Consider the following 20,907-nt stretch of genomic DNA (forward strand, 5'->3'; position numbering starts at 1 on the left):
CGCTCCCAGCTGCCGTCCAGGGCGACGAGCCGGTGGTCGTTGCCGCCGCTGACGGCCTGCCCGGCGAGGAAGCGGACGGCCTGGACCGCACCGTGATGCACGGGCCGGGGTGCTCCGACGGGCCGGAACGTGGGCAGCGTCCACTCCTGTACGCGGCCGTCGTCGAAGCCGACGAAGAGCTGCCCGGTGTCCGGTCCGAGACCGAGCGCCGTCGCCCAGGCGGGGTCTGCGGGTGCGGGACCCAGCGCGTACATCCGCCCATGGGTCACGTCCCAGCAGGCGATCCGGCCGGTGGCGGTCGCGACGGCCACGACGTCACGGCCCCTGACCCGACCGGTGGTGACGGCCGTGACGATGCCGGTGACGGTGAACTCCTGTTCCGCGACGGGCAGTCCGCGGTCCAGGACGAGGACGCGGACCCGGCCGCCGTGCTCGCCGGTCACGACCGCGTCGCGTTGCCCGGTCAGTCGCCCCACCGCGGCGCAGGACAGCAGCGGCACCTGCCAGGGCCAGGGGCGGGGGACGTCGCGCCGCCAGATCTCCCGCGAGTCCGCCGCGTCCCAGCAGCGCACCGCGTGGTCCTCGCCGACGCTGACCAGGGCCCGGCGCCCGTCGGGACGTCGCACCGGGCCCACCGCCAGGATCCGGGCGCCCTGGTGCCCGGTGACCTGCGTGGAGTCGGCGGCGCGCGGAGTGGGCCAGATCCGTACGATGCCGTCGCTGCCGCCGACGCACACGGTGCCGTCGACCGTGCAGACGGCCGCCGCCTCGTGGTACCTGCTCTGGCCGCCGACCCGGTCGCCGGTGACGAGGTCGTACAGCTGGAGCCCGTACAGGTCGCCCTGCACCGAGACGCAGGGCAGCGTGCCGAGATCGAAGGCCGCGACGCGCACACCCGGGCTGCGGTCGATGCGCAGAGGCAGCCCGATGGGCCGGCCGCTGTCGAGGTCGATCCGGTGCAGTCGGCCCTCTGCGGTGGCGACGGCGACGATCCACTGCCGGCCGGCGCGGTGCACGGCGAGGGAGACGGGGGCCTCACCGGCGAGGAGGGTGCGGACCGGCTTCCCGGTGGAGAGGGAGGTGAGCCGTACGGTGTCGTCGCCGAGGCTCGCGGTGACGGCGAGACGGCCGGAGGCGTGTCCGGTGACGAGGCCGAGGAGGCCGACGCGGGTGGCATGGCCGGTCGGCTGGTCCGGCTCCGCGCGTCCCAGGCCCCCGTCGGCGAAGCCGCACACCGTCCCGAACGCGGGCGCGGCGGCGATCACGGTGACGCGTGGCGCGTCGCGGTCCCCGCGCTGCCACATCACGCACTCCGACGAACGCTGGGTGTCGAGTTCCCGCTGGATGTCCCGGTCGTAGTCGTCCAGGGCGCGCCGGGACCGCCGGGACAGCCGGGGAGCCGTGTTCCCGTTCCCCAGGGAGTAGCCGAGCAGCGTGCCGTCGGCGAAGCGCAAGGTGGCGGCGTCCAGCATGGCGGCGTCCCCCCGCACCACGACCTGGTCCGGCCAGCGCATTCCGGTGCGGTCGTGTCCCGCGTCGGCCTCCTCGTGCAGCGGCAGTTTCCAGCACAGGTACCGGCCGGTGGGGATGTGCCAGGCGTGCAGCACCCGCCAGTTCATCCGGATGTCCCGGCCGCCGCGGTACCAGTAGCGCGAGTAGTGCGACAGCGCGGCGGCCCAGCCCGGCAGTTCGGGCTCGGTCGACCAGGTGTCCCGGTCCAGCGCCCCGCGCTGTGCGGGGAGTTCGACGCGCTCCCCCGTGTCCAGGTCCCAGGCGGCGGCCGTCCCGCGCCACGGCCGCTTCTCCAGGAACCAGGCCTGGCCGCGCGTACCGGGCACCACGACCCCCTCCTGGGCCCCGGACCCCAAGCCCCCGTAGCCGCGCGAGCCCCCGTAGGGGTCCACGCCGCCCACCGGGCCCGCCACGGCAGGGGCTCCTCGCCCGCCGTGTCGCAGGAGTCGGCGAGCCGGGTCGCGGTGCGGCAGACCGCGGCGAGCCGCAGCCGGGCGCGGACGTCCTGGTCGCCGGGGCCCGGCGTCCTGCCGCGCAGCACCGCCTCGACGTCCCTGACGGCACGCCCGGCTCTGCGGCCTTCGGCGGTACGCAACCGCGGCAGGGCAGCGAGGAGTTGGCCGGCGTCGGCGGCGAGCACGAACGCGGCGTCCCGCACCAGCGGGTCGAGCACCCCGCCCTCGCCCGCGTGCAGCGCCAGGTAGTGCCGTACGTACGGGTGGTCGAGGTCGCGCAGGGCCTCGGTCACCGTGCGCTGCACCCGCTCGGCGTCCCGGCTCTCGCGGAGGTACTCGATGAGGGCCCGGTGGTAGATCCGGTACACGGAGCCGCCGTCCTCGACGCCTTCGACGACGTACGAGCCCGCGGCCTGGCGCAGCCAGACGATGTCCTCGTCGCCGTAGCGGCGGCCGCTGATCGCCGTCGCCAGCCGGGGCCACACACCGGCCCACGGCAGTCCGGCGCCCTGTGCGTAGGCGAGGGGGCGCAGCAGGTCGCGGGCCCGGTCGGCGAGCGGGCCGAGGCGCTGGTCGAGGTCGCGCTCCATGGCCTCACCGGGCAGTCGCGGCAGCCGCTCGCACCAGGTGTGCCAGCCGGGGTCGCCGGGGTGCGGCAGCCGGGGTTCGCGGGCGGTGGTGCGGGCGGTGATGCGGGCGACGAGGAAGGAGCGCCCGGCCGCGGCGGCGATGGCCTCGGCCACGGCGTCGACGACGGCGGGTGGTGCGGTCAGGAGCGGGGAGCCGGGCGCGGTCAGGAGGGTGCGGGCGTAGGCGCGGACCGCGGGCGGGTCGCCGTACCGCTCGTCGTCGAGGTCCATCACGGTGGCGTCGGCGGACAGTCGGCGGGCGATGTGCGGCCGTGCGCCCACCAGCAGCCTGAGCGGGAGCTGGCGTTCGGGGTCGGTGAGCGGGGTGATCAGTTCGTCGACGACCTCGTGCGGGGCGAGGGTCTCGTCGAGGCCGTCGACGAGGACGACGAGGGGCGAGGTGCGGGTCTGGAGGTGCGCGGTGAGCGCGCCGAGCGACTCGGCGGCGCTGCCCGCGGCGGCGGCGAACGCGTCGAGGAGCTGCCGGGTCGACTTGTGGCTCGCGTTGACCGCGACGTGCACGGTGCCGGGGCCGGGCAGCACGGACGGCAGTCCGGCGCGCGGGACGGCGGCACCGCGGTCCGGGTCGGTGAGCACGGCGACCATGCCGAGCAGTGAGGACTTGCCCGAGCCCGGGTCACCGGTGACGACGCAGAGCCGGTCCGCGGCGCGGGCGGGAGCGAGCCAGCCGGTGAGGTCGGTGAGCGCGGTGTGGCGTCCGGTGAAGTCCCACACCTCGTCGGTGGGGACATCGGTGCCGCGCGCCCTGGGCAGGAAGAAGTCGGTCAACTCTCTTTCGCGGGCGAGGCGTTCGCGGCAGCCGAGGGCGATGATCCGGTCGATCTCGTCGAGCTTGCGGCCGGTGGCCTCGGGAACGTGGCGCGGGTTCGGCAGGAACGCGGGGATGCCGCCGGTGGCGTGCGAGAGGGACCAGACGGGGCGCTGGGCGGGCGGCACCTCGGGGTCGGCGGCGATGGCGGCCATGACGTGTTCGACGCTGATGTGGGCGGGCGCGTGCCCGGCGGTGGCCTGGCGGCGCACGGCCCGGTCGAACGCGGCGGACAGGGCACCGACGTACGACTCCTCCTTGCGCCGCGAGGAGGCGACGAGGACGAGGCCGGTGGGGCCGTGCTCGGTGACGGGTTCTCTGAACTGCCGTGCTTTCAGCGCGGAGCGCAGGGCGGTGTCGGTGCCCGCCTCGGCGTAGCAGCAGTCGACGAGGACGAGGAGCCGCTCGATGGAGGTGCCCTCCCACAGGAGCGCGACGAGTTCCTCGGTGGGCAGGGCGGTGCCGTGCGGGTCGCGGGCGTCGCTGTCGGAGAGCAGGAGGTAGTGCCGCCCGCTGTCCTCGGCGGTGACGCCGTGCGCGGCGAGGTAGAGGACGACGTGGTCGTCGGGGCGTCGCTCGGGCGCGGTGGCGAACGCCCGCAGCGCTTTGGTGAGTTGCTCGCGGCTGGGGTCGAGGCCGAGGTCGGCGCCGCGGGTGTGGTCCAGTTCGCCGAGGAAGAGCCGCTCGATGCGGCGGACGTCCTCGGCGAGTTCGGGGCGGGCCGCGTCGGGGTGGGCCGCCACCTGGGTGACGGCCGCGCTCAGCACGTACCTGCGGCCGTCAGCCGCTCTGCCGTCCATCGTCCACCGCCCGCCCCGCCTGGGGCGTGTTCAGGTATCTGGTGGCGTCGTGCGCCCGCGCCCCGTTGCGTACGAGTCGGCTCTCGACGCGGTCGCCGAACAGGGGGCGCAGGTCCTTGGTCAGCGCTACGACGTCACCTTCGTCGGCGATGTTGGTCCACCGCTCGACGGAGCCCGGCCAGTCCCCCGGTCTGCCGCCGGGGACGCGCAGCCGCTCGAAGACGAGGCCGTGGATGCCGAGCGGGGAGCCGAGGGTGACGAGGGTGCGCACCGGCCATTCGGGGTGGGCGCACAGCGCTTCGTAGGCGACGACCGTGCCCAGGGAGTGGGCGACGAGGATCCGGGTGTCGGGCGTGATCCGGTCGGCGAGGCGCTGCTGCACGGCGGCGTGGACGGCGGGGTCGGTGAGGTAGGCGCGGACCTGTTTGAGGTCGGCGACGAGGGCGCGCAGGGCGACACCGGCGAAGAACCGGGAGCGGCTGAGGGCGTTGAGGGCGCGCTGGACGGTGCGCGGGGTGCGGGCGAGGGTGCGGGCGTCGGGCGCGAGGACCGCGTCGTCGGTGCGGGCCGCCTCCGCCCACAGCGCGAGCAGCAGGTCGCTCTCCAGTCCCTCGGCGACGTCCGAGGCGTCGAGCGGCGGGTCCTGTACGGCGAGGGTGCGGCCCGGGGCGCGGAACAGGTCGCCGTAGAAGGCGCAGTGGAGGTCGCCCTCGGCGAGGTCCGGGGCGCCCGCGCGGGTCAGGCCGTCGGCGAGCGCCGGGTACCACGTCGCGTGCAACTGCCGCTCGCCCGCGTACTGTTGGCCGATCCCGTGCACGCCCACCGCTCGCACCATGACGTCCCCCGCCGTCCGGTTCACAGGTTGTGACGGGCCGTGGCCCGGCGTGGCCAATGTATCAACGGCCGTCCGTCCGGGCGCCGTTCATGCCGTTTCAGTCCAACACGCGCGCCAGATAGGCCCGCAACAGCTCCCGGGTCTCCCCGATGATCGCCGCGTCCCCCGCCGCGTCGAGCCGGAACGCGAGCCGGACCAGGGTGTCCGCCGCTTCGACGGCGACGAGGAACGTGCGGCGCAGGGCGGCGTCGGGGGTGCGGCCGAGGTGCGGGGCGAGGAGGTCCGTGAGGGTGTCGGCGACGCGGCGGTTGGGGTCGGCGTCCGGGTCGCCGACGGGGATCTGGGTGCCGAAGTCGACGAGGGAGAAGCCGGGTGCGGTGCGCTTCATGGCGAGGTACTCGTCGAGGACGGCGTCCATCGCGGCGCGCCAGTCGTCCGCCCCGATCGCGGCGAGGCGTGCGGTGACGCGTTCCGCGTAGCGCTCCAGGTTGCGCTGGGCGAGGGCGTCGACCATGGCGCGCTTGTTGCCGAAGAAGCGGTAGACGGAGCCGATGGGGACGTCGGCGCGGCTCGCCACGGCGCGGGTGCTCAGCTCGTCGTAGCCGCTCTCGTCGAGGAGCCCGGCGCAGGCGTCGAGGATCCGGGTCAGGCGCTCGGCGCTGCGCTGCTGGACGGGGGCGCGGCGCAGGGACGTCGGGTGCGGCATGCGGGTCACCCTACGGCGCGTCCATGTCGGGGGCGGGTGAGGCGGTCTCGGCCCCCGAGGCGGTGAGGTCGGCGGTCGCCTCGACGGGTTCGCCGTCGACCGCCCAGACGGTGTGGTCGTCGGCGTACAGGCGCACGGTGACGTGGTGGGTGCCGCGGCCGACGCGGGAGCCGGGCAGCCGGTGGTCGAGGGTGCGCAGCAGGGCCAGGCGGCGGCCGTCGAGGTAGAGCTGGGCGTAGCCGCGGCCGTGGACGGCGCGGGACCCGGTGCCGGGCGGGCTGAGGCGGAAGTGGCGCAGGCGGATCCGGATGTCCCAGCCGGCGCTCGGGTCGGCGTCGGGCTGGACGACGATGCCGGCCTCCGGGGCGTCCTTCTCCGGGACCTGCCGGAAGTGCCGGCCCTCGTCGTCGGTGCGGTCGAGGACGGTGCCGACCCGGCGCGGACCGCCGTCGTCGTCACCGCACCCGACGAGGCCCGCCAGAAGGGCGGCGGCTGTTCGGACCCGTGGCGACCTCGACATGGACGCGACAGTAGAGGAACGCTCACGTTCCCGGATCCGCCTCGGGGAGGAGGACTCAGGAGGGAGCCCCTCGGGGTTCCCCGGCCCTCTTGCGCGGGGTCCGGTCGAATCCTACGGTTGTCCATAGGAATCATGGACGAGGGAGCGACGATGAGCGGGGACGCACACAAGACGGCGGAGGGGCTCGCCTATCTGTCGGGGTTCGGGAACGAGCACGCCTCGGAGGCGGTGCCCGGCGCCCTGCCCGAGGGGCGCAACTCGCCGCAGCGCGCCCCGCTCGGCCTCTACGCGGAACAGCTCAGCGGCTCGGCGTTCACCGAGCCCCGCGCGCACAACCGCCGCTCGTGGCTGTACCGGATCCGCCCGTCGGCCGCGCACCCGCGGTTCACGCGCGTCGACAACGGCGCGATCCGCACGGCCCCCTTCACCGAGTCGGTCCCCGACCCCAACCGGTTGCGCTGGGACCCGCTGCCGGATCCGGCGCCCGGCACGGACTGGCTGGCGGGCCTGTGGACCCTCGGGGGGAACGGGGACGCGACACAGCGCTCCGGCATGGCCGTGCACCTGTACCACGCCAACTCCCCCATGAGGGACCGGGTGTTCAGCGACGCCGACGGCGAACTGCTGATCGTCCCCGAGCACGGCGGCCTGCTGCTGCGCACCGAGTTCGGGCTGCTCGCGGCGGGCCCCGGCGAAGTCGCGCTGATCCCGCGCGGCGTCCGCTTCCGGGTGGAGCTCCTCGACGAGAGCGCCCGCGGGTACGTGTGCGAGAACTACGGCGCCCCGTTCCAGCTGCCCGACCTCGGTCCGATCGGCGCGAACGGCCTGGCGAACGCACGGGACTTCAGGGCTCCCGTCGCCTCCTACGAGGACGACGACCGCCCGGTCGAGGTCGTCAACAAGTTCTGCGGCAACCTCTGGACCGCGACCTACGACCACTCGCCGCTCGACGTCGTCGCCTGGCACGGCAACCACGTCCCGTACGTGTACGACCTGCGGCGTTTCAACGTCATCGGGACGATCTCGTACGACCACCCCGACCCGTCGATCTTCACGGTCCTCACGTCGCCGTCCGACACCCCGGGCCTGGCCGGGGTCGACTTCGTGGTGTTCGCGCCGCGCTGGCTGGTGGGCGAGGACACGTTCCGGCCGCCGTACTTCCACCGGAACGTGATGAGCGAGTACATGGGCCTCGTCGAGGGCGCGTACGACGCGAAGACCGCCGGAAAGGGGGGCTTCGTGCCGGGCGGCGGCTCGCTGCACAACATGATGTCGGCGCACGGGCCCGACCGGGAGACGTTCGACCGGGCCAGCGCGGCGGAGCTGAAGCCGCAGCGGGTGGACGACGGCCTCGCCTTCATGTTCGAGACGCGCTGGCCGGTGACGCTCGCTCCGCAGGCCGCGGCGGCGGAGCACCTGCAGCGCGGCTACGACGAGGTGTGGCGGGGCCTTGAGCGGCATTTCCGGAGCTAGGGGCTGTCCGGCCCGTCCCGCGGGCCGCGGCGCGGTCGTCCCGTCCGCGCCGCACCCGCCGCATTGCATCCCCGCCCCGCGACCGATACGGATAGCCCCGTGACGTCATTCGCCCCGGACTCGATCGTCCTGAACCGCAAACTGCCGCTCTGGTATCAGGTGTCGCAGTCTCTGCGCGCCTCCATACTGGGGCGCTCCCCGCAGGACCCGCTGCGGCTGCCCACCGAGGAGCGGCTCGCGGCCCACTACGGGGTCTCCGTGCTCACGATGCGGCAGGCGCTGAAGGAGCTGGAGGACGAGGGGCTCATCACGCGGCACCGCCGTCGCGGCACGTTCATCGAACCGGACGCCCGGCGCGGGACGCCCGTGCGGCTGCTCGGCTCCGTGGACGCCATCGTCGCGCAGCAGTCCGGCATGACGACCGAGGTCCTCGCGCACGGGCCCGCCCCGCTGCCCGCGGCCTACGCCGACCTGTTCCCGGGGACGACGACCGCCCCCACGTACCACCGGCTGCGCAGCGACGAGAAGACCGGCGAGCCGACCAACCACGCCCGCAACTACCTGCGGCCCGACCTCGGTGAGCGGGTCGACGTCGCCGACCTCGCGCGCTGGCCCATGACGAAGGTGCTGCGCGACGTGGTCGGGGTGCGGATCAGCCGGATCACGGACTCGGTGGAGGCGCGGCTGGCCGACCCGGAGACGGCCCGGCTCCTGAACGTGCCGCTGCTCAGCCCGATCCTGCACTACACGGGGATCACGTACGACGAGGACGGCCAGGTCCTCGACGTGGCGGTGATCCACTACCGCGGCGACCGCTTCTCGTTCACGGTGACGCTGGAAGCGCACTGAGTACGATGCCCTGGTGACGCCCGACACCGACGCTCCGCTGCTCGCGGACCTCATGCCGTGGTCCGTCGCCCCGCTGCGGCTCGGCCGCGGCTGGCCCGTGGCACCCGATCCCGCCTCGCTCAAGGCCCGTTGGGCCGCGTTCGTCCGCGCGGAGACGGGCGAGCGCGAGGCCCTGCTCGAACCCTCGCGCACCCGCACGCTGTACGCCGCCGCGGCCCAACTCCCCGGTCAGCGCGCGGGTACGGAACCGCTGGCGCACGCCGACGGACCGTGTCCGGAGCCGGTGCGCGTGCTGCACGGCCCCTTCGACGAACAGTGGCTCATCCCGGACCAGCGGCTGCTCGACGCGGCCCGGCCCGAACTGTGGCGGGTCGCCGACGAGCGGCAGTCGTACCTGGTGGAGCAGGGCCACGTGCCGGACGCCGGCGGCCCCGTGGTCCTGGCCAGCGCCGTCCTGCCCGAGGGCCGCTCCCCGCGGGCCGGCCCGGCCGGATCCGCCCGCTGTACCGCCGCCCGCACGGCGTCGAGCCGAACGTGGCGCCGGGACTGCTCACCCACCTGTCCGGCCTCTACGACCACGAGGTCACCGCCGACGACCTGTTCGCCTGGGTGACGGCCCTGGCCGTGCGCGACGGCAAGGACGTCCGCGTGCCGCTGCCCGACGACGCGGACGTCTGGGCGCGCGGGGTCGAACTGGGCCGCCGCGCCGTGTGGTTGCAGCGGCGCGCCCCCGGCAGCGAGCGGCCGAAGCTGCCCGGCGGGCGCCGCCCGTACGTGCGCGCCCCGCTGCCGCCCCGCCCCACCGAGCTGCTCTACGACCGCAAGGAGGAGGCCCTGTTCCTCGGCGACGGCCGCATCTCGCCGGTCCCGGAGGCGGCCTGGGACTTCCAGGTCAGCGGGGTGCGCGTCCTCGAGCAGTGGTTCGCGCGCAGGACCGCTCCCGCCGAGCCGGGCACCCTGGCGGCGGTGCGTCCGTCCGCCTGGCCGCAGCCGTGGACGTCGGAGCTCCTGGAGATCGTGACGGTGCTCGCGCTCCTCGCCGAACTGCGGCCGCTCCTGGACGGGCTGCGGGACGCCCTCGGCGATCGGCTCACGCAGGACGCGCTGCGGCGCGCGCGCATCCTGCCCGTACCGGCCGGCGCGCGCCGGCCCGCCTCCGTGCTCGACCACCAGGAGGAGGGTCCGGGCGGGCAGTTCGCGATCCTCTGACCCGCGCGGCCGCCGGGCGTCATCCGGCGGCGAAGCCTTCCAGGGTCCGTCGCAGGGCCCGCTCGAAGACCGCCTCCAGGTCGATCGGCCCCGAGTCCTCCATGAACGCCGCGGCGAGCCGCGGGTACCGGCCCGACGCCACCTGCGCGCCCAGGTAGGCGATCCGCGCGGCCTGCTCCTGCTCGGCGCTCCACGGCAGGGACCGGGTGCGTTCGGCGGTGGCGATCTCGTTGGCGACGTACGTGGTCACCACACTGGTCACGGCCGCGATCAGCTCCATCTTGGTGCCGTACGGGAGTTCCAGCGGGTCCAGGCAGGCCATGCAGTGCTCCAGGTACCGCAGCGCGTTGGGGCTGAAGCCGTAGACCGGTGACATGAGGCGGGGCAGCCACGGGTGCCGGTGCATCAACGCCCGTGCCTGCCGGGCGAGTCCCAGGACGTCCGCGCGCCAGTCGCCGCTCGGGTCCCGGTAGACGTACTCGCCGCTGACGGCGTCGACCATCAGCTCGTACAGGTCCTCCTTGCGCGGGACGTAGTTGTAGAGCGACATCGTGCCCATGCCGAGCTCGGCCGCCATCTTGCGCATGGACACCGCCTCGATGCCCTCGGCGTCGGCCACGCGGACGGCCGCCGCCGCGATGTCGGCCCGGCTGTGGGCCGGCCTGGGGCCCCTCCCGGCGCGCTCGGGGCGCGCCCAGATCACTTCGGGTTCGGCCGCTCGGCCCGCCATGGATCATCACCTCGCGCACCATCCTAGTTACGTACACCGTACGTAGTGCGCTACGGTGTCGCCATGACTTCTACGTACGCTGTACTTAGTGAAGGTCTGGAGAAGCGATTCGGTTCGGGTGCCAACGCCGTGCACGCGCTGCGCGGCCTCGATCTGGCCGTACGGGAGGGCTCGGTGTGCGGCCTGCTCGGGCCGAACGGAGCGGGCAAGACGACGGCCGTACGGGTGCTGACAACGCTGCTGCGCCCGGACGCCGGGACGGCGCGGGTGGCGGGGCACGACCTCGCGCGGGACCCCGGCGGCGTGCGCCGCCGCATCGGCGTCACCGGTCAGTACGCCTCGGTCGACGGCGACCTCACCGGCCGCGAGAACCTGCGTCTGTTCGGGCGGCTGCTGCGGGCGCCGCGCGGCAGGGCCGAGGAACTCCTGGAGCGGTTCGGCCTGGTCGAGGCCGCCGACCGCACCGCGCGCACCTACTCCGGCGGCATGCGGCGCCGCCTCGACCTCGCCGCGAGCCTGCTCACCCGGCCCGCCGTGCTCTTCCTCGACGAGCCGACGACCGGCCTCGACCCGCACAGCAGGAACGAGATCTGGGACGCGGTGCGCGAGCTGGCCCACGAGGGCACCACGGTGCTCCTGACCACGCAGTACCTCGACGAGGCCGACCGGCTGGCCGACGAGATCGTGCTGATCGACGGCGGCCGCGCCGCCCACGCGGGCACCCCCGCCGAACTCAAGGGCCGGCTCGGCAGCTACGCGGAGGTCGTCGTCACCGAGGAGGCGGGCGAGCCGGGGCTGCACGCCGCCGCCGTCGTCCTCGACCAACTCACCGGCTCACGGCCGGTGCTGTCCCCCGAGCGGCGCACGGTCGGCGCGGTCGTCCTCGATCCGGCCGTCACGCTCCCCCGTGTCGTCCGCGAACTCGACGCGTGCGGCGTCCCGTTGATGGACGCGAGTCTGCGCCCGCCGACCCTCGACGAGGTGTTCCTGCGGCTGACCGCGGCCCGGACCACGAAGGAGGTCGCCGCGTGAGCGCGATCCTGTACGACGGCGGCGCCGTCCTCGGCCGTCACCTCCAGCGGCTGCGGCACGCCCCGGCGATCCTGATCATGACGCAGACGATGCCGATCGTCTTCCTGCTGTTCTTCGGCTACGTCTTCGGCGGCGCGCTCGCGATGCCGGGAGCCGAGTACCGGGCGTTCCTGGTGCCCGGGATGCTGGTGGCGACCGCGGCCAACGGCATCATGACGGGCATGTTCACCGCCGCGCAGGACGCGCACCGCGGTGTGATGGACCGCTTCCGTACGCTGCCGATGAGCCGGTCGGCGGTCCCGCTCGGGCAGGCCGTCGCCGATCTCGTGACGACGACGGTGGGCATGGTGCCGCTGGTGCTCGTCGGGCTCGCGATGGGGTGGCGGATCGAGGGCGGGGCGGCGGGGGCCGTGGCCGCGTTCGGGCTGCTGCTGCTCTTCCGGTTCACGGCGACGTGGGTCGGGATCCTGCTCGGGCTGCTGTCGCGCAGCGAGGAGGCGGCCAGTCAACTGGCGGGCGTCACCTTCATGTTGCCGCTCCTGTCGAACGCGTACATCCCGACCGACGGCATGCCCGCCGTGGCCCGCACCCTGGCCGAGTGGAACCCGATCAGCGCCGTGAGCACGGCCCTGCGCGACCTGTGCGGCAACGCGGCGGTGCCGCACGGCTCCGCCTGGCCGGTGACGCACCCGGTGGCCGGTTCGCTGACCTGGTGCGCGGTGCTGCTCGCGGTGTGTGTCCCGCTCGCCGTCCGCCGCTGCACGCGCGGCTGACGGCGAGCGGGACGCCGACGGCTCGACCTGCCTGGACCTGCCTGGACCTGCCTAGACCTGCGGGGACAGCTCCGGGCCCAGGGACGAGAACTTCTCCTGGGAGACGACCCTCTTCGGTGGCCAGGTGATGTTGCTCGGCGGCCACTTCTGGCCGGTCTTCTTCAGGAACCAGGCCGGCGGCTCGTACATCGGCGGCTCATAGCCGTCCGGCAGGGCCGTCTTCCACCGCACGCCCTTCGTGCGCTCCTTGAACTCGTCCTTGACCGCCTTCAGGCGAGCGGGCTGCGTGATCAGGTCGACCGCCGTCGCCGCCAGGTACTTCGCGGCGGCCACGACCGCCGCCTGGCCGGGTGCGGCCGCCGCGCAGGAGGCGGTGGACCAGGTGTGCATCTTGGTGCCGATCGGGGCGAGCGCCGCGCCCATCGACACGGTCGGCACGTTCCAGCTGATGTCGGCGACATCGGTCGAACCGCCGCCCAGGAAGGCCGGGTTGGGCGGGGTGAGGTCGGCGACCTTGGCGTGCATGCCCTGCTGCGGCAGGCCGAGCGACTCCTGGAGCTGCTTCGCCAGGGTGTGCGCCTCGTCACTGAACCGCGGCGGGCCGATCTGCCGCATGTTCTCGTGGAGCAGCTCCGCGAAGGACTTGGAGGGCAGCTGGTTCCAGCAGGCGGAGGTGATCCGGTGCTGCACCTTGGTCTGCGAGGCCTTGGCGGCGGCCTCGGAGACGGCGATCACCTTGTCGAGCAGGACCTGGACGCGGGCCGGGCTGCCTTCGCGTACGTAGTAACTGATCTCCGCGATCTCCGGAGTGACATTCGGTATGTCGCCGCCGTTGTTGATGACCCAGTGCAGGCGGCCGGACGGCGCGAGGTTCTCCTCGCGCAGGAACTCCGACATGGTCGCCATCATCACGGCGGCGTCGAGCGCCGACTTGTTGCCGAGCGGGGTGCCGCCGTGGCCCGCGACGCCGAGGAAGGTGAAGGTCACGGCGGTCATGGCCGTGGTCGTGCCCCAGCCGGTGGCGTTGGCCGTGGAGGGGTGCCAGTCGAGGAAGGCGTCCAGGCCCTCGTACACGCCCTTGCTGACCGCGTACGTCTTGCCGATCAGGGTCTCCTCGGCGGTCGAGCCGAAGAACTTCACGGTGACGGGGAGCTTGTGCTTCTTGGCTGCCTGGGCGACGGCGGCGGCCGCTGCCGCCGCGGCGGTGCCGAGTGCGCTGTGACCGCAGCCGTGGCCCGGCCCGTAGCTCGGGGCGAACGGGTCGTGGACGTACTCGCGCGGATCGTGGTGTCCGACGCCCTTGCTCTGCGACAGGCCGGGCAGGGCGTCGTACTCGCCGCTGAAGCCGAGGACCGGGCCGCCCTTGCCGTACGTGAAGGTCGCGGTGAACGCGGTCGGGAAGCCGGCCGTGCCGAACTGGACGTCGAATCCGGCCCGTTCGAGGAAGCCGGCCTCGGCGAGCGAGGAGTTCCACTCGCGCAGGGACAGTTCGGCGTGCTCCCAGATCTCGGCGTTCAGGCCGGTGATCCGGGAGGCGTTGGAGCCGATCCAGTCGAGGGCCGAGGACTTGGCGGGGCTGTCCTCCGCGAGGCCCTCGGGGGCTCGGTAGGCGGCGGGGTCGGTGTCCACGGCGTCGTCGGCCGCGGCCATCGCCGGGTCGGCCTCCGCCGTCATGGCGGCCGCGGTCACGCCGGCCGCGCCGAGCAGTTGCATGATCCGGCGTCTGCTGAGCCGGGGGCCCGAGGCGATCAGGGCTTCGTTGTGCTCGTGCTGGTCGTGCAGGTCACACACGCGCACCTCCGGGGGTGAGGTTGGTGTAGCTGTATCGGCCATAGGGGCACCTCCCGCCCGAGCCTGGCGAAGCCTGGTTCGAGGGTGGGGGAGATCAATTGCACAGTGGCCCCTGAAGGTTGCTCCGTCAACATCCGTGCATGACAAGGCTGTTACGGGCGCGGGCGCGGGCGCGGTGTGCGGGCATGACAAAGGCCCGCACCCGACTCTCCTGCCGTGACGTCCGCCGCATGCCGTGGGGATGACGGTCGCGGAAATGCGCAGCGGTACGCCGGACGGCGCGGAGATCGGATACGGGCCTCGGCCCTGCTGGACGGGCGGCCGGGTTAGTGGCCGCCGAACAACGAGCGGCGCAGGCGCCGCAGTGGTGCGAAGAGCGAGACCCGTCGCATCCGTGCACGGCTTCCGCCGCGCTCGTGCGCGGTGTCACGCGCGGTGAGCTCACGCATCAGCGTCGTCGCCTCGGCCACCTCGCGCTGCGGGACGGCAGGACCGCCGAGCACCGAGAGATGGCGGTCGAGGCGCGAGCTTGTCGCGCTGCTCCCGCAGGTGATCGCAGGCACTCGAGGCCTGCTGCGCACTGTTATCTGTTCCATGTCACTCCCCACCCATACGAGGGCACCCGGCCCGGGCAGGTTAACCCTATCGCCCCCGCGTGACACTCGTGTATCCCGGTCACAGGATTCACCTCCCTCATAAGGAGGTTGACGCCGTCTCGACGGTTACTCTCCGAATCCGACTGATTCCAGGGCGAGTTGGACAACTGGGGCAGTTGTGGGCCGCTTCGAGCCGCCGTCAGGTTCGGTCGTCACAGCGAGTGAAGAAACGTGGGACGTCAAGCCGGAGGCCAGGATCGGCGTGTCGGGCCCCCCATCGGGCAGCACGCCGAGCGAGCGCGGCGGCCTCGCCTCGGAGATCACCCAGAGTTGATGGTCGCTTCCGCGCGGCGGGGCGGAAAGATCCTTGACGGTGATCACGGCGCTGCGCAGCGTGGGCGAGGCGACGACGGACATGCCCTCGTCATGCGTCACGCGCGCGTCCGGGGCGGCGAGAACGTGGGCGATCTCACGTGCCTCGGACTTCTGTGCGGCCAGCCGGTCCTGAGTGCGGGTCAGCTCCACGCCGAGCAGGGCGGCGGCGACGAGCGCGAGCACGGCGGCGCCCGCGGCGAGCGGCACGAGCAGGGGGCGGCGGCGCGCGGGCGCGGGCCGCGGCGGTTCGCGGAGCGGCGCGTTCGGCTCCTGTTCCAGCGTGCGGACGGCGCTCAGAACGCGCTCGCGCAGGCCGGGCGGCGCGGGCACCGAGGCCGCGCGGGCGAGCCGCAGGGTGTCGACGGAGTGGGCGCGGACCTCGGCGGCACAGCGTTCGCAGCGGGCCAAGTGCCGTTCGAATCGTGCGTGTTCGCGCGGCCCGAGGGCGTCGAGGGCGTACGCGACCGCGAGCGAGTGGACGGTGCCCGCCGACCACGGGAAGCGGCTCACGCGGAGGCCCCGTCCAGACAGGACCGCAGCCGCAGCAGGCCGTCGCGCATCCGGGTCTTGACGGTGCCGAGCGGCACGGACAGGCGGCGGGCGACCTCGCGGTAGGTGTAGCCGTCGTAGTAGGCGAGGGTGACGGCCTGGCGCTGGAGGTCGGTGAGGCGGCCCAGGCAGCGGCGCACCCAGTCCCGTTCGAGCCCGCTCTCGACCTCCTCGGCGACCTGGTCGAAGGCCGGCGGGTCGGCCCGCCGGGCGGCGCGCTGTTCCCGCTCCCCGCGGCCCGCACGCTGCGCACCCGGTCGACGGCCCTGCGGTGGGCGAGCGTGAGGACCCAGGAGAGGGCGCCGCCGCGGGCCGGGTCGTAGCGAGCCGCGGTGCGCCACAGTTCGAGAAGCACCTCCTGGGTCACCTCCTCGGACTGCGCGGGGTCCCGCAGCACGCGGCGCACCAGCCCGTACACCGGGCCCGACACCTGCCCGTACAGCTCCTCGAAGGCCCGCTGGTCACCGCGCCCCACCCGGGTGAGCAGTACGTCGGCGCTGTCCACGACTTCCATCCGGTCTCCCGTTCTCGGCCCGCTCATTGTGCTGCGGGAGGTCATTCGGAGACAGGGGTGCGCGCGGATGGGTCGCGCGCGGATGTCCCGGAATCCCGGACCAATCCGCCGGGCCCCGTGCCCCGAAAGCAGGGGCAAGAGGCTCGCGCGGTGCGGGCACCGACGGACAGAGGGACGGACGCGATGACAGCAACTGCCAGGAACCGCCGGGGAGTTCGCTCCCTGGCCGCGCTCATCAGTGGCGCGCTGGCCGCAGGGGGGCTCGCAGCCGCCGGAGCGACCGCGCTGCAACCCGGGCAGGCCCGGGCCTCCAGCCACCGGGAGGCGCCGCTCATCTCGGGGGATCCGCAGCACGACAACACGGACGTGTACGCGTTCGTCAGCCCCGACAAGCCGGACACGACGACGATCGTCGCGAACTGGATCCCGTTCGAGGAGCCGGCGGGCGGGCCGAACTTCTTCCCGTTCGCCGAGGACTCGCAGCACGACGTGCACATCGACAGCGACGGCGACGGGCAGGGCGACCTGCTGTACCGCTGGACCTTCGACACGCACACCAAGAACGGCGACACGTTCCTCTACAACACGGGCCCGGTGAGCAGCCTCGACGACCCGGACCTGAACGTGACGCAGACCTACGACATCGACCTGCTGAAGCTGGACCACCAGAAGGTGGTGTCCACCACGAAGATCGCGCACCAGGTTCCGGTCGCGCCGTCGAACGTGGGCAAGGCGTCGATGCCCGACTACAAGAAGCTGCGCGACCAGGCGATACATCCCCTGGCGGGCGGGGGGACGGCGTTCGCCGGTCAGGCCGACGATCCGTTCTTCCTCGATCTGCGCGTCTTCGACCTGCTCTACGGCGGCGATCTGTCGGAGGTCGGCCGGGACACGCTGGCCGGTTACAACGTGAACACCCTGGCGCTCCAGGTGCCGACGTCGACGATCCGGCAGTCGGCGGAGCAGCCGATCGTCGGCATCTGGTCCACGACCCAGCGCAAGAACGCCAAGGGCGGCTGGACACAGGTATCGCGGCTGGGTTCACCGCTGGTCAACGAGGTGGTGGTGCCGCGGAAGGACAAGGACAGGTTCAACGCCTCGCACCCGTGGAACGACGCGGACTTCCTGCCGTACGTCACCGAGCCGGAGCTGCCGAAGCTCCTGGAGGCGATCTACAAACTGCCCGCGCCGAAGGAGCCCCGGGGCGACCTGGTGTCGGTGTTCCTGACCGGTGTGAAGGGTCTGACGAAGCCGCCGAACGTACGGCCCGCGGAGATGCTGCGTCTCAACACGTCGGTCAAGCCGACGAGTTCACCGAAGCGGCTGGGTGTCCTCGACGGGGACAACGCCGGGTTCCCCAACGGGCGCCGGCTCACGGACGACGTCGTCGACATCGAGTTGCAGGCCGTCGAGGGTGAACTCCTGGGCAACAAGAACGACCTGGGTGACGCGGTGAACGCGAACGACCAGAAGTTCGGCGACACCTTCCCGTACGTGGCGCTGCCCACGGCGGGCTCGCGCGGCCCGCTCGCCAAGAAGCAGGGCGGCGGCGACAGCGCGGCGCGGAGCGCGCTCAACGGAGGTGCGCTGAGCGGCAGTTCGGACGCGACCGGGTCCGGTGACGCGACCGACACGGTGCTGGTCGCGTCGGCATCGGCCGGTTTCGCCGGAGTGCTGCTCGTCGGGCTCGGCCTGGCGTGGTGGCGGTCGCGCGGCCGGCGCCGTGGGGTCCTGTGACCCGTCGCGGGGTCGGCTGACCCCTCCCTCGGACGGCGCGGTCCGCTTGAGGTCCCCGGCGGACCGCGCCTTCACCCTCCCCGTTCCGCGCACCACGTTCCGCTCACAGAAAGGCACCGCTCATGGCTCCGCGCTTCTCAGGACGGACCGCCGTCGCCGCCTGCGCGCTGGCGCTCGCCCTCACCGGGGGTGCGGTCGTGACCGGCGGGAGCGGGGGCGGTGGCCCCGATCCCGCGCCGGCCGCCGTCGCGCCCGCCGCACCGCCGCCGGGGCCAGGGCTGGGCAGCGCCGGCCTCGACCGGGGCGTGCGCGCCCTCCAGTCCCGTCTCCGCTCCCAGCCGAAGGACTTCACGGCCTGGGCGACGCTCGGCACCGCGTACGTGGAACAGGCCCGCACGCTCGGCGACCCGTCCCGGTACGCCGAGGCGCAGCGGGCCCTCGACCGCTCGTTGAAGCTGCGCCCCGACGGCAACGACGCGGCTCTCGCCGGACGCGCCGCGCTCGCCGCCGCACGGCACGACTTCCGGGGTGCGCTGCGTGACGCCCGCCGCGCGCTCGCCGTGAACCCGTACGGCGAGCGCGCCCTCGCCGTACGGATCGACGCGCTCGTCGAGCTCGGCCGGTACGCCGACGCCGCCCGCGCCGCCGACGAGGCGGACGCCCGGCGCCCCGGCGTACCGGTCTTCACGCGGTTCTCGTACGTACGTGAACTGCGCGGCGACGTCACGGGCGCCCGCCGCGTCCTCGAACAGGCGCTGGCGGGATCGTCGGCGTCCGGCGACGTCGCGTACGTGACGACGGCACTCGGTCAACTGGCGTGGCGCCAGGGCGACGTCAAGGGCGCGATGAAGTGGTGCGGGCGGGCGCTGCGCGCGGACGCGGGGTCCGTGGCGGCCCTGGAGTGCCGGGGGCGGGCGCGGGCCGGGAAGGGCGATCTGGCGGGAGCCGTCCGGGATCTGCGGGACGTGGTGGCGCGGTATCCGCTGCCGGGTCCGCTGGTCGCGCTCGGCGAACTGTACGACGCCCGGGGCGAGTCGAAGGCGGCCCGTGAGCAGTACGGCCTGGTCGCGGCGTGGACCCGGCTGGCCCGCGCCAACGGGGTCGACGTGGACCTCGACACCGCGCTGGCCGCGGCGGACCACGGGGACCGGGCGGCGGCGCTGCGGGCGGCGCGGGCCGAGTGGGGGCGGCGGCACACCGTGCACACGGCGGACGCGCTGGCGTGGGCGCTGCACGTGAACGGCCGCGACGCCCAGGCGCTGCGCTACGCGCGGTTCGCGACGCGCACGGGGTTCCCCGACGCGTCCTTCTTCTACCACCGGGGGTCGTCGCGCGGGGCGCGGAGCGGCGGGAGTGGCTGGGCCGCGCGCTCCGCCTGAACCCGGGGTTCTCGCCCACGGGGGCGGCCGCGGCGCGTGCGCTGCTGCGGGAGGCGTCATGAGGTACCCGGCCCGTCTCGCGCGCCGGGGCGTCGTGCTGCTGCTCGGCGTCGCGGCCGCGCTCGCCCTGCCCACCGGTGCCGCGTCCGCGCACCCCTCGGCAACTTCACCACCAACACGTACGACGGTCTCGTCGCCGGTCCGGGGCGGCTGCGGATCACGCACGTCGAGGACCTCGCCGAGATCCCCGCGACGCAGGCCGAACCGGCCGTCGCGCGTGCGGGGGCGGCGCGGTGGGCCGCGGAGCGGTGTCGTGCCGCGGCTCGTGGGACACAGGTCGACGTCGACGGGACCCGCGTCGGCGTCACCCCCGGCCGCAGCCACGCGGAGCGGCGGCCGGGCCAGGCGGGGCTGCACACGCTGCGCCTGGAGTGCGCGTTCGGCGTCCCGCTCCCCGGGGCGCCGACGTGACCGCCGTGGCGTTCCACAGCCCCGCCCGGCAGGGGCCCGGCTGGCACGAGGTCACCGCGCAGGGCGATCGCACCACGCTGACCCGCAGCGACGTGCCCCGCGCCTCCGTCTCCGAGCGGCTCACCCGTTACCCGCGCCCTCTCCTCGGCTCACCGCCGGACACGACGACCGCCTCCCTGCGCGTCGCCCCCGGCGGACCGGCGCTCGGCGCCACGGAACGCACGCCGTCGCCCGCCGCCGGGATCCTGCCGCGCGGCGCCGACCGGTGGACCGGCGCGCTGACCGGGCTCGTGGGGCGGCACCACCTCACGCCGGGGTTCGCCGCGCTCGCCCTGGCCACGTCCTTGCTGCTCGGCGCCCTGCACGCCCTGGCCCCCGGCCATGGGAAGACGCTGATGGCGGCGACGGCGGCCGCGCGCGGCGGGGCCCGGATGCGGGACGTCATGCCGCTGGCCGCGTCGGTGACGGTGACGCACACCCTGGGCGTGATCGCCCTCGGCGCCCTGGTCGTCGCGGGGTCGGCGGCGGCGCCGTCGGTGGTGGCCTGGCTCGGCGTGGCCAGCGGCGTCCTGGTGACGGGCGCCGGCGTGGTGCTCGTACGCAAGGCGTGGCAGCGCCGCCACCACGCACACACGCACGACCACGGGCGCGAGCGCAGTCACGGACACGAGCACAGTCACGGACACGAGCACGAGCACGGACACTCCCACGGGGGCCGTCACCCTCACCACCCACCCCTCACGAGCCTGCGCGGCACCCTCTTCCTGGGATTCGCCGGCGGGCTCGTCCCGAGCCCTTCCGCCGTCGTCGTGCTCGTCGGCGCCGCCGCGCTCGGCAAGGCGTGGTTCGGACTGCTGCTCGTCGTGGGCTACGGGGCCGGGCTCGCCCTCACCCTCACCGCCGTCGGGCTCGCCGTGGTGCGGGTCGGCGGACGGATCGCGCGGGCGCTCGCCGAACGCCCGCGGCGGGAGGGGGGCCGGTTCGGGGCGCTGCTGCGCCGGGGCGTGAGCCGCACGGTGCCGTTCGGTTCGGCCTGTGTCGTCCTCGCCCTGGGGTGCGGATTGGTGGTCAAGGGGGCCGCAACGGCGCTCGGTTGAGCTACTTTTGTTCTGACTTGTCTTTTGTTCTGACTTGTCTCGTAGG

General features: G+C 74.0%; 14 protein-coding genes and 3 pseudogenes. 8 read left to right on the forward strand and 9 right to left on the reverse strand.

From position 1 onward, the window contains the following. Window positions 1–1,615: 1,615 nt before the first annotated feature. The 4 genes from V2W30_RS08190 to V2W30_RS08205 form a co-directional block, all read right to left on the reverse strand. On the reverse strand, window positions 1,616–4,225 hold the full coding sequence (locus V2W30_RS08190) for an AAA family ATPase (protein WP_338694874.1): 2,610 nt from the start codon (window positions 4,223–4,225) through the stop codon (window positions 1,616–1,618). Next, window positions 4,206–5,060 (reverse strand): hypothetical protein, encoded by an 855-nt coding sequence (locus V2W30_RS08195; RefSeq protein ID WP_338694875.1) that lies wholly within the window; start codon window positions 5,058–5,060, stop codon window positions 4,206–4,208. The genes V2W30_RS08190 and V2W30_RS08195 overlap by 20 nt, the downstream gene beginning before the upstream one ends. A 97-nt stretch (window positions 5,061–5,157) precedes the next feature. After that, entirely contained in the window at window positions 5,158–5,766 is a 609-nt protein-coding gene (locus V2W30_RS08200; protein ID WP_425244505.1) for a TetR family transcriptional regulator, read from the reverse strand. Window positions 5,767–5,776: 10 nt separating this feature from the next. Continuing rightward, window positions 5,777–6,286 carry a hypothetical protein gene (locus V2W30_RS08205; protein ID WP_338694877.1) on the reverse strand — a complete coding sequence of 170 codons (510 nt, stop codon included), beginning with the start codon at window positions 6,284–6,286 and terminating at the stop codon, window positions 5,777–5,779. 150 nt (window positions 6,287–6,436) lie between these two features. Between V2W30_RS08205 and hmgA the strand changes: the two genes are divergently transcribed. The 3 genes and pseudogenes from hmgA (at window position 6,437) to V2W30_RS08220 (ending at window position 9,817) form a co-directional block, all read left to right on the forward strand. Continuing rightward, window positions 6,437–7,759 carry a homogentisate 1,2-dioxygenase gene (gene hmgA / locus V2W30_RS08210; RefSeq protein ID WP_338694878.1) on the forward strand — a complete coding sequence of 441 codons (1,323 nt, stop codon included), beginning with the start codon at window positions 6,437–6,439 and terminating at the stop codon, window positions 7,757–7,759. Between the two features lie 99 nt (window positions 7,760–7,858). Beyond that, window positions 7,859–8,608: a GntR family transcriptional regulator gene (locus V2W30_RS08215; protein WP_338694880.1), complete on the forward strand. Its 750-nt coding sequence runs from the start codon at window positions 7,859–7,861 to the stop codon at window positions 8,606–8,608. A 52-nt stretch (window positions 8,609–8,660) separates the two neighbouring features. Beyond that, window positions 8,661–9,817 (forward strand): annotated as a pseudogene (locus V2W30_RS08220) (type ISP restriction/modification enzyme). 19 nt (window positions 9,818–9,836) lie between these two features. Here V2W30_RS08220 and V2W30_RS08225 read toward each other — a convergent pair. Further along, window positions 9,837–10,547 (reverse strand): TetR/AcrR family transcriptional regulator C-terminal domain-containing protein, encoded by a 711-nt coding sequence (locus V2W30_RS08225; protein ID WP_338694882.1) that lies wholly within the window; start codon window positions 10,545–10,547, stop codon window positions 9,837–9,839. A gap of 63 nt (window positions 10,548–10,610) precedes the next feature. Between V2W30_RS08225 and V2W30_RS08230 the strand changes: the two genes are divergently transcribed. Further along, window positions 10,611–11,579, forward strand: a complete 969-nt coding sequence (locus V2W30_RS08230) for an ATP-binding cassette domain-containing protein (RefSeq protein WP_338694883.1) — start codon at window positions 10,611–10,613, stop codon at window positions 11,577–11,579. Further along, window positions 11,576–12,352 (forward strand): ABC transporter permease, encoded by a 777-nt coding sequence (locus V2W30_RS08235; RefSeq protein ID WP_338694884.1) that lies wholly within the window; start codon window positions 11,576–11,578, stop codon window positions 12,350–12,352. The genes V2W30_RS08230 and V2W30_RS08235 overlap by 4 nt, the downstream gene beginning before the upstream one ends. Before the next feature lie 51 nt (window positions 12,353–12,403). Here V2W30_RS08235 and V2W30_RS08240 read toward each other — a convergent pair whose 3' ends face one another. The 4 genes and pseudogenes from V2W30_RS08240 to V2W30_RS08255 all read right to left on the reverse strand — a co-directional run bounded on the left by V2W30_RS08240 (window position 12,404) and on the right by V2W30_RS08255 (window position 16,177). Further along, window positions 12,404–14,143 carry an amidohydrolase gene (locus V2W30_RS08240; RefSeq protein ID WP_338694885.1) on the reverse strand — a complete coding sequence of 580 codons (1,740 nt, stop codon included), beginning with the start codon at window positions 14,141–14,143 and terminating at the stop codon, window positions 12,404–12,406. A 326-nt stretch (window positions 14,144–14,469) separates the two neighbouring features. Then, window positions 14,470–14,739 (reverse strand): hypothetical protein, encoded by a 270-nt coding sequence (locus V2W30_RS08245; protein ID WP_338694887.1) that lies wholly within the window; start codon window positions 14,737–14,739, stop codon window positions 14,470–14,472. Between the two features lie 126 nt (window positions 14,740–14,865). Continuing rightward, window positions 14,866–15,624 carry an anti-sigma factor gene (locus V2W30_RS08250; RefSeq protein ID WP_338694889.1) on the reverse strand — a complete coding sequence of 253 codons (759 nt, stop codon included), beginning with the start codon at window positions 15,622–15,624 and terminating at the stop codon, window positions 14,866–14,868. Further along, a pseudogene (locus tag V2W30_RS08255) lies at window positions 15,621–16,177 on the reverse strand (sigma-70 family RNA polymerase sigma factor). Before V2W30_RS08255 ends, V2W30_RS08250 begins: the two are co-directional and overlap by 4 nt. Before the next feature lie 183 nt (window positions 16,178–16,360). Between V2W30_RS08255 and V2W30_RS08260 the strand changes: the two are divergent. The 3 genes and pseudogenes from V2W30_RS08260 (at window position 16,361) to V2W30_RS08270 (ending at window position 20,861) form a co-directional block, all read left to right on the forward strand. Further along, window positions 16,361–17,914: a DUF4331 domain-containing protein gene (locus tag V2W30_RS08260; protein ID WP_338694891.1), complete on the forward strand. Its 1,554-nt coding sequence runs from the start codon at window positions 16,361–16,363 to the stop codon at window positions 17,912–17,914. A 122-nt stretch (window positions 17,915–18,036) separates the two neighbouring features. Further along, entirely contained in the window at window positions 18,037–19,293 is a 1,257-nt protein-coding gene (locus tag V2W30_RS08265) for a tetratricopeptide repeat protein (RefSeq protein WP_338694893.1), read from the forward strand. A gap of 58 nt (window positions 19,294–19,351) precedes the next feature. Further along, window positions 19,352–20,861, forward strand: a pseudogene (locus tag V2W30_RS08270) (nickel transporter). Window positions 20,862–20,907: the final 46 nt, after the last annotated feature.

Source organism: Streptomyces sp. Q6 (genome assembly GCF_036967205.1).
GTDB classification, from domain to species: domain Bacteria; phylum Actinomycetota; class Actinomycetes; order Streptomycetales; family Streptomycetaceae; genus Streptomyces; species Streptomyces citrinus.

What these genes read in the sequence shown, in the direction of transcription:
- V2W30_RS08205 (WP_338694877.1), bottom strand. Translation starts at nt 6,286, where the DNA reads ATGTCGAGGTCGCCACGGGTCCGAACAGCCGCCGCCCTTCTGGCGGGC.
- V2W30_RS08245 (WP_338694887.1), bottom strand. Translation starts at nt 14,739, where the DNA reads ATGGAACAGATAACAGTGCGCAGCAGGCCTCGAGTGCCTGCGATCACC.
- V2W30_RS08200 (WP_425244505.1), bottom strand. Translation starts at nt 5,766, where the DNA reads ATGCCGCACCCGACGTCCCTGCGCCGCGCCCCCGTCCAGCAGCGCAGC.
- hmgA (WP_338694878.1), top strand. Translation starts at nt 6,437, where the DNA reads ATGAGCGGGGACGCACACAAGACGGCGGAGGGGCTCGCCTATCTGTCG.
- V2W30_RS08260 (WP_338694891.1), top strand. Translation starts at nt 16,361, where the DNA reads ATGACAGCAACTGCCAGGAACCGCCGGGGAGTTCGCTCCCTGGCCGCG.
- V2W30_RS08230 (WP_338694883.1), top strand. Translation starts at nt 10,611, where the DNA reads ATGACTTCTACGTACGCTGTACTTAGTGAAGGTCTGGAGAAGCGATTC.
- V2W30_RS08265 (WP_338694893.1), top strand. Translation starts at nt 18,037, where the DNA reads ATGGCTCCGCGCTTCTCAGGACGGACCGCCGTCGCCGCCTGCGCGCTG.
- V2W30_RS08225 (WP_338694882.1), bottom strand. Translation starts at nt 10,547, where the DNA reads ATGGCGGGCCGAGCGGCCGAACCCGAAGTGATCTGGGCGCGCCCCGAG.
- V2W30_RS08190 (WP_338694874.1), bottom strand. Translation starts at nt 4,225, where the DNA reads ATGGACGGCAGAGCGGCTGACGGCCGCAGGTACGTGCTGAGCGCGGCC.
- V2W30_RS08195 (WP_338694875.1), bottom strand. Translation starts at nt 5,060, where the DNA reads ATGGTGCGAGCGGTGGGCGTGCACGGGATCGGCCAACAGTACGCGGGC.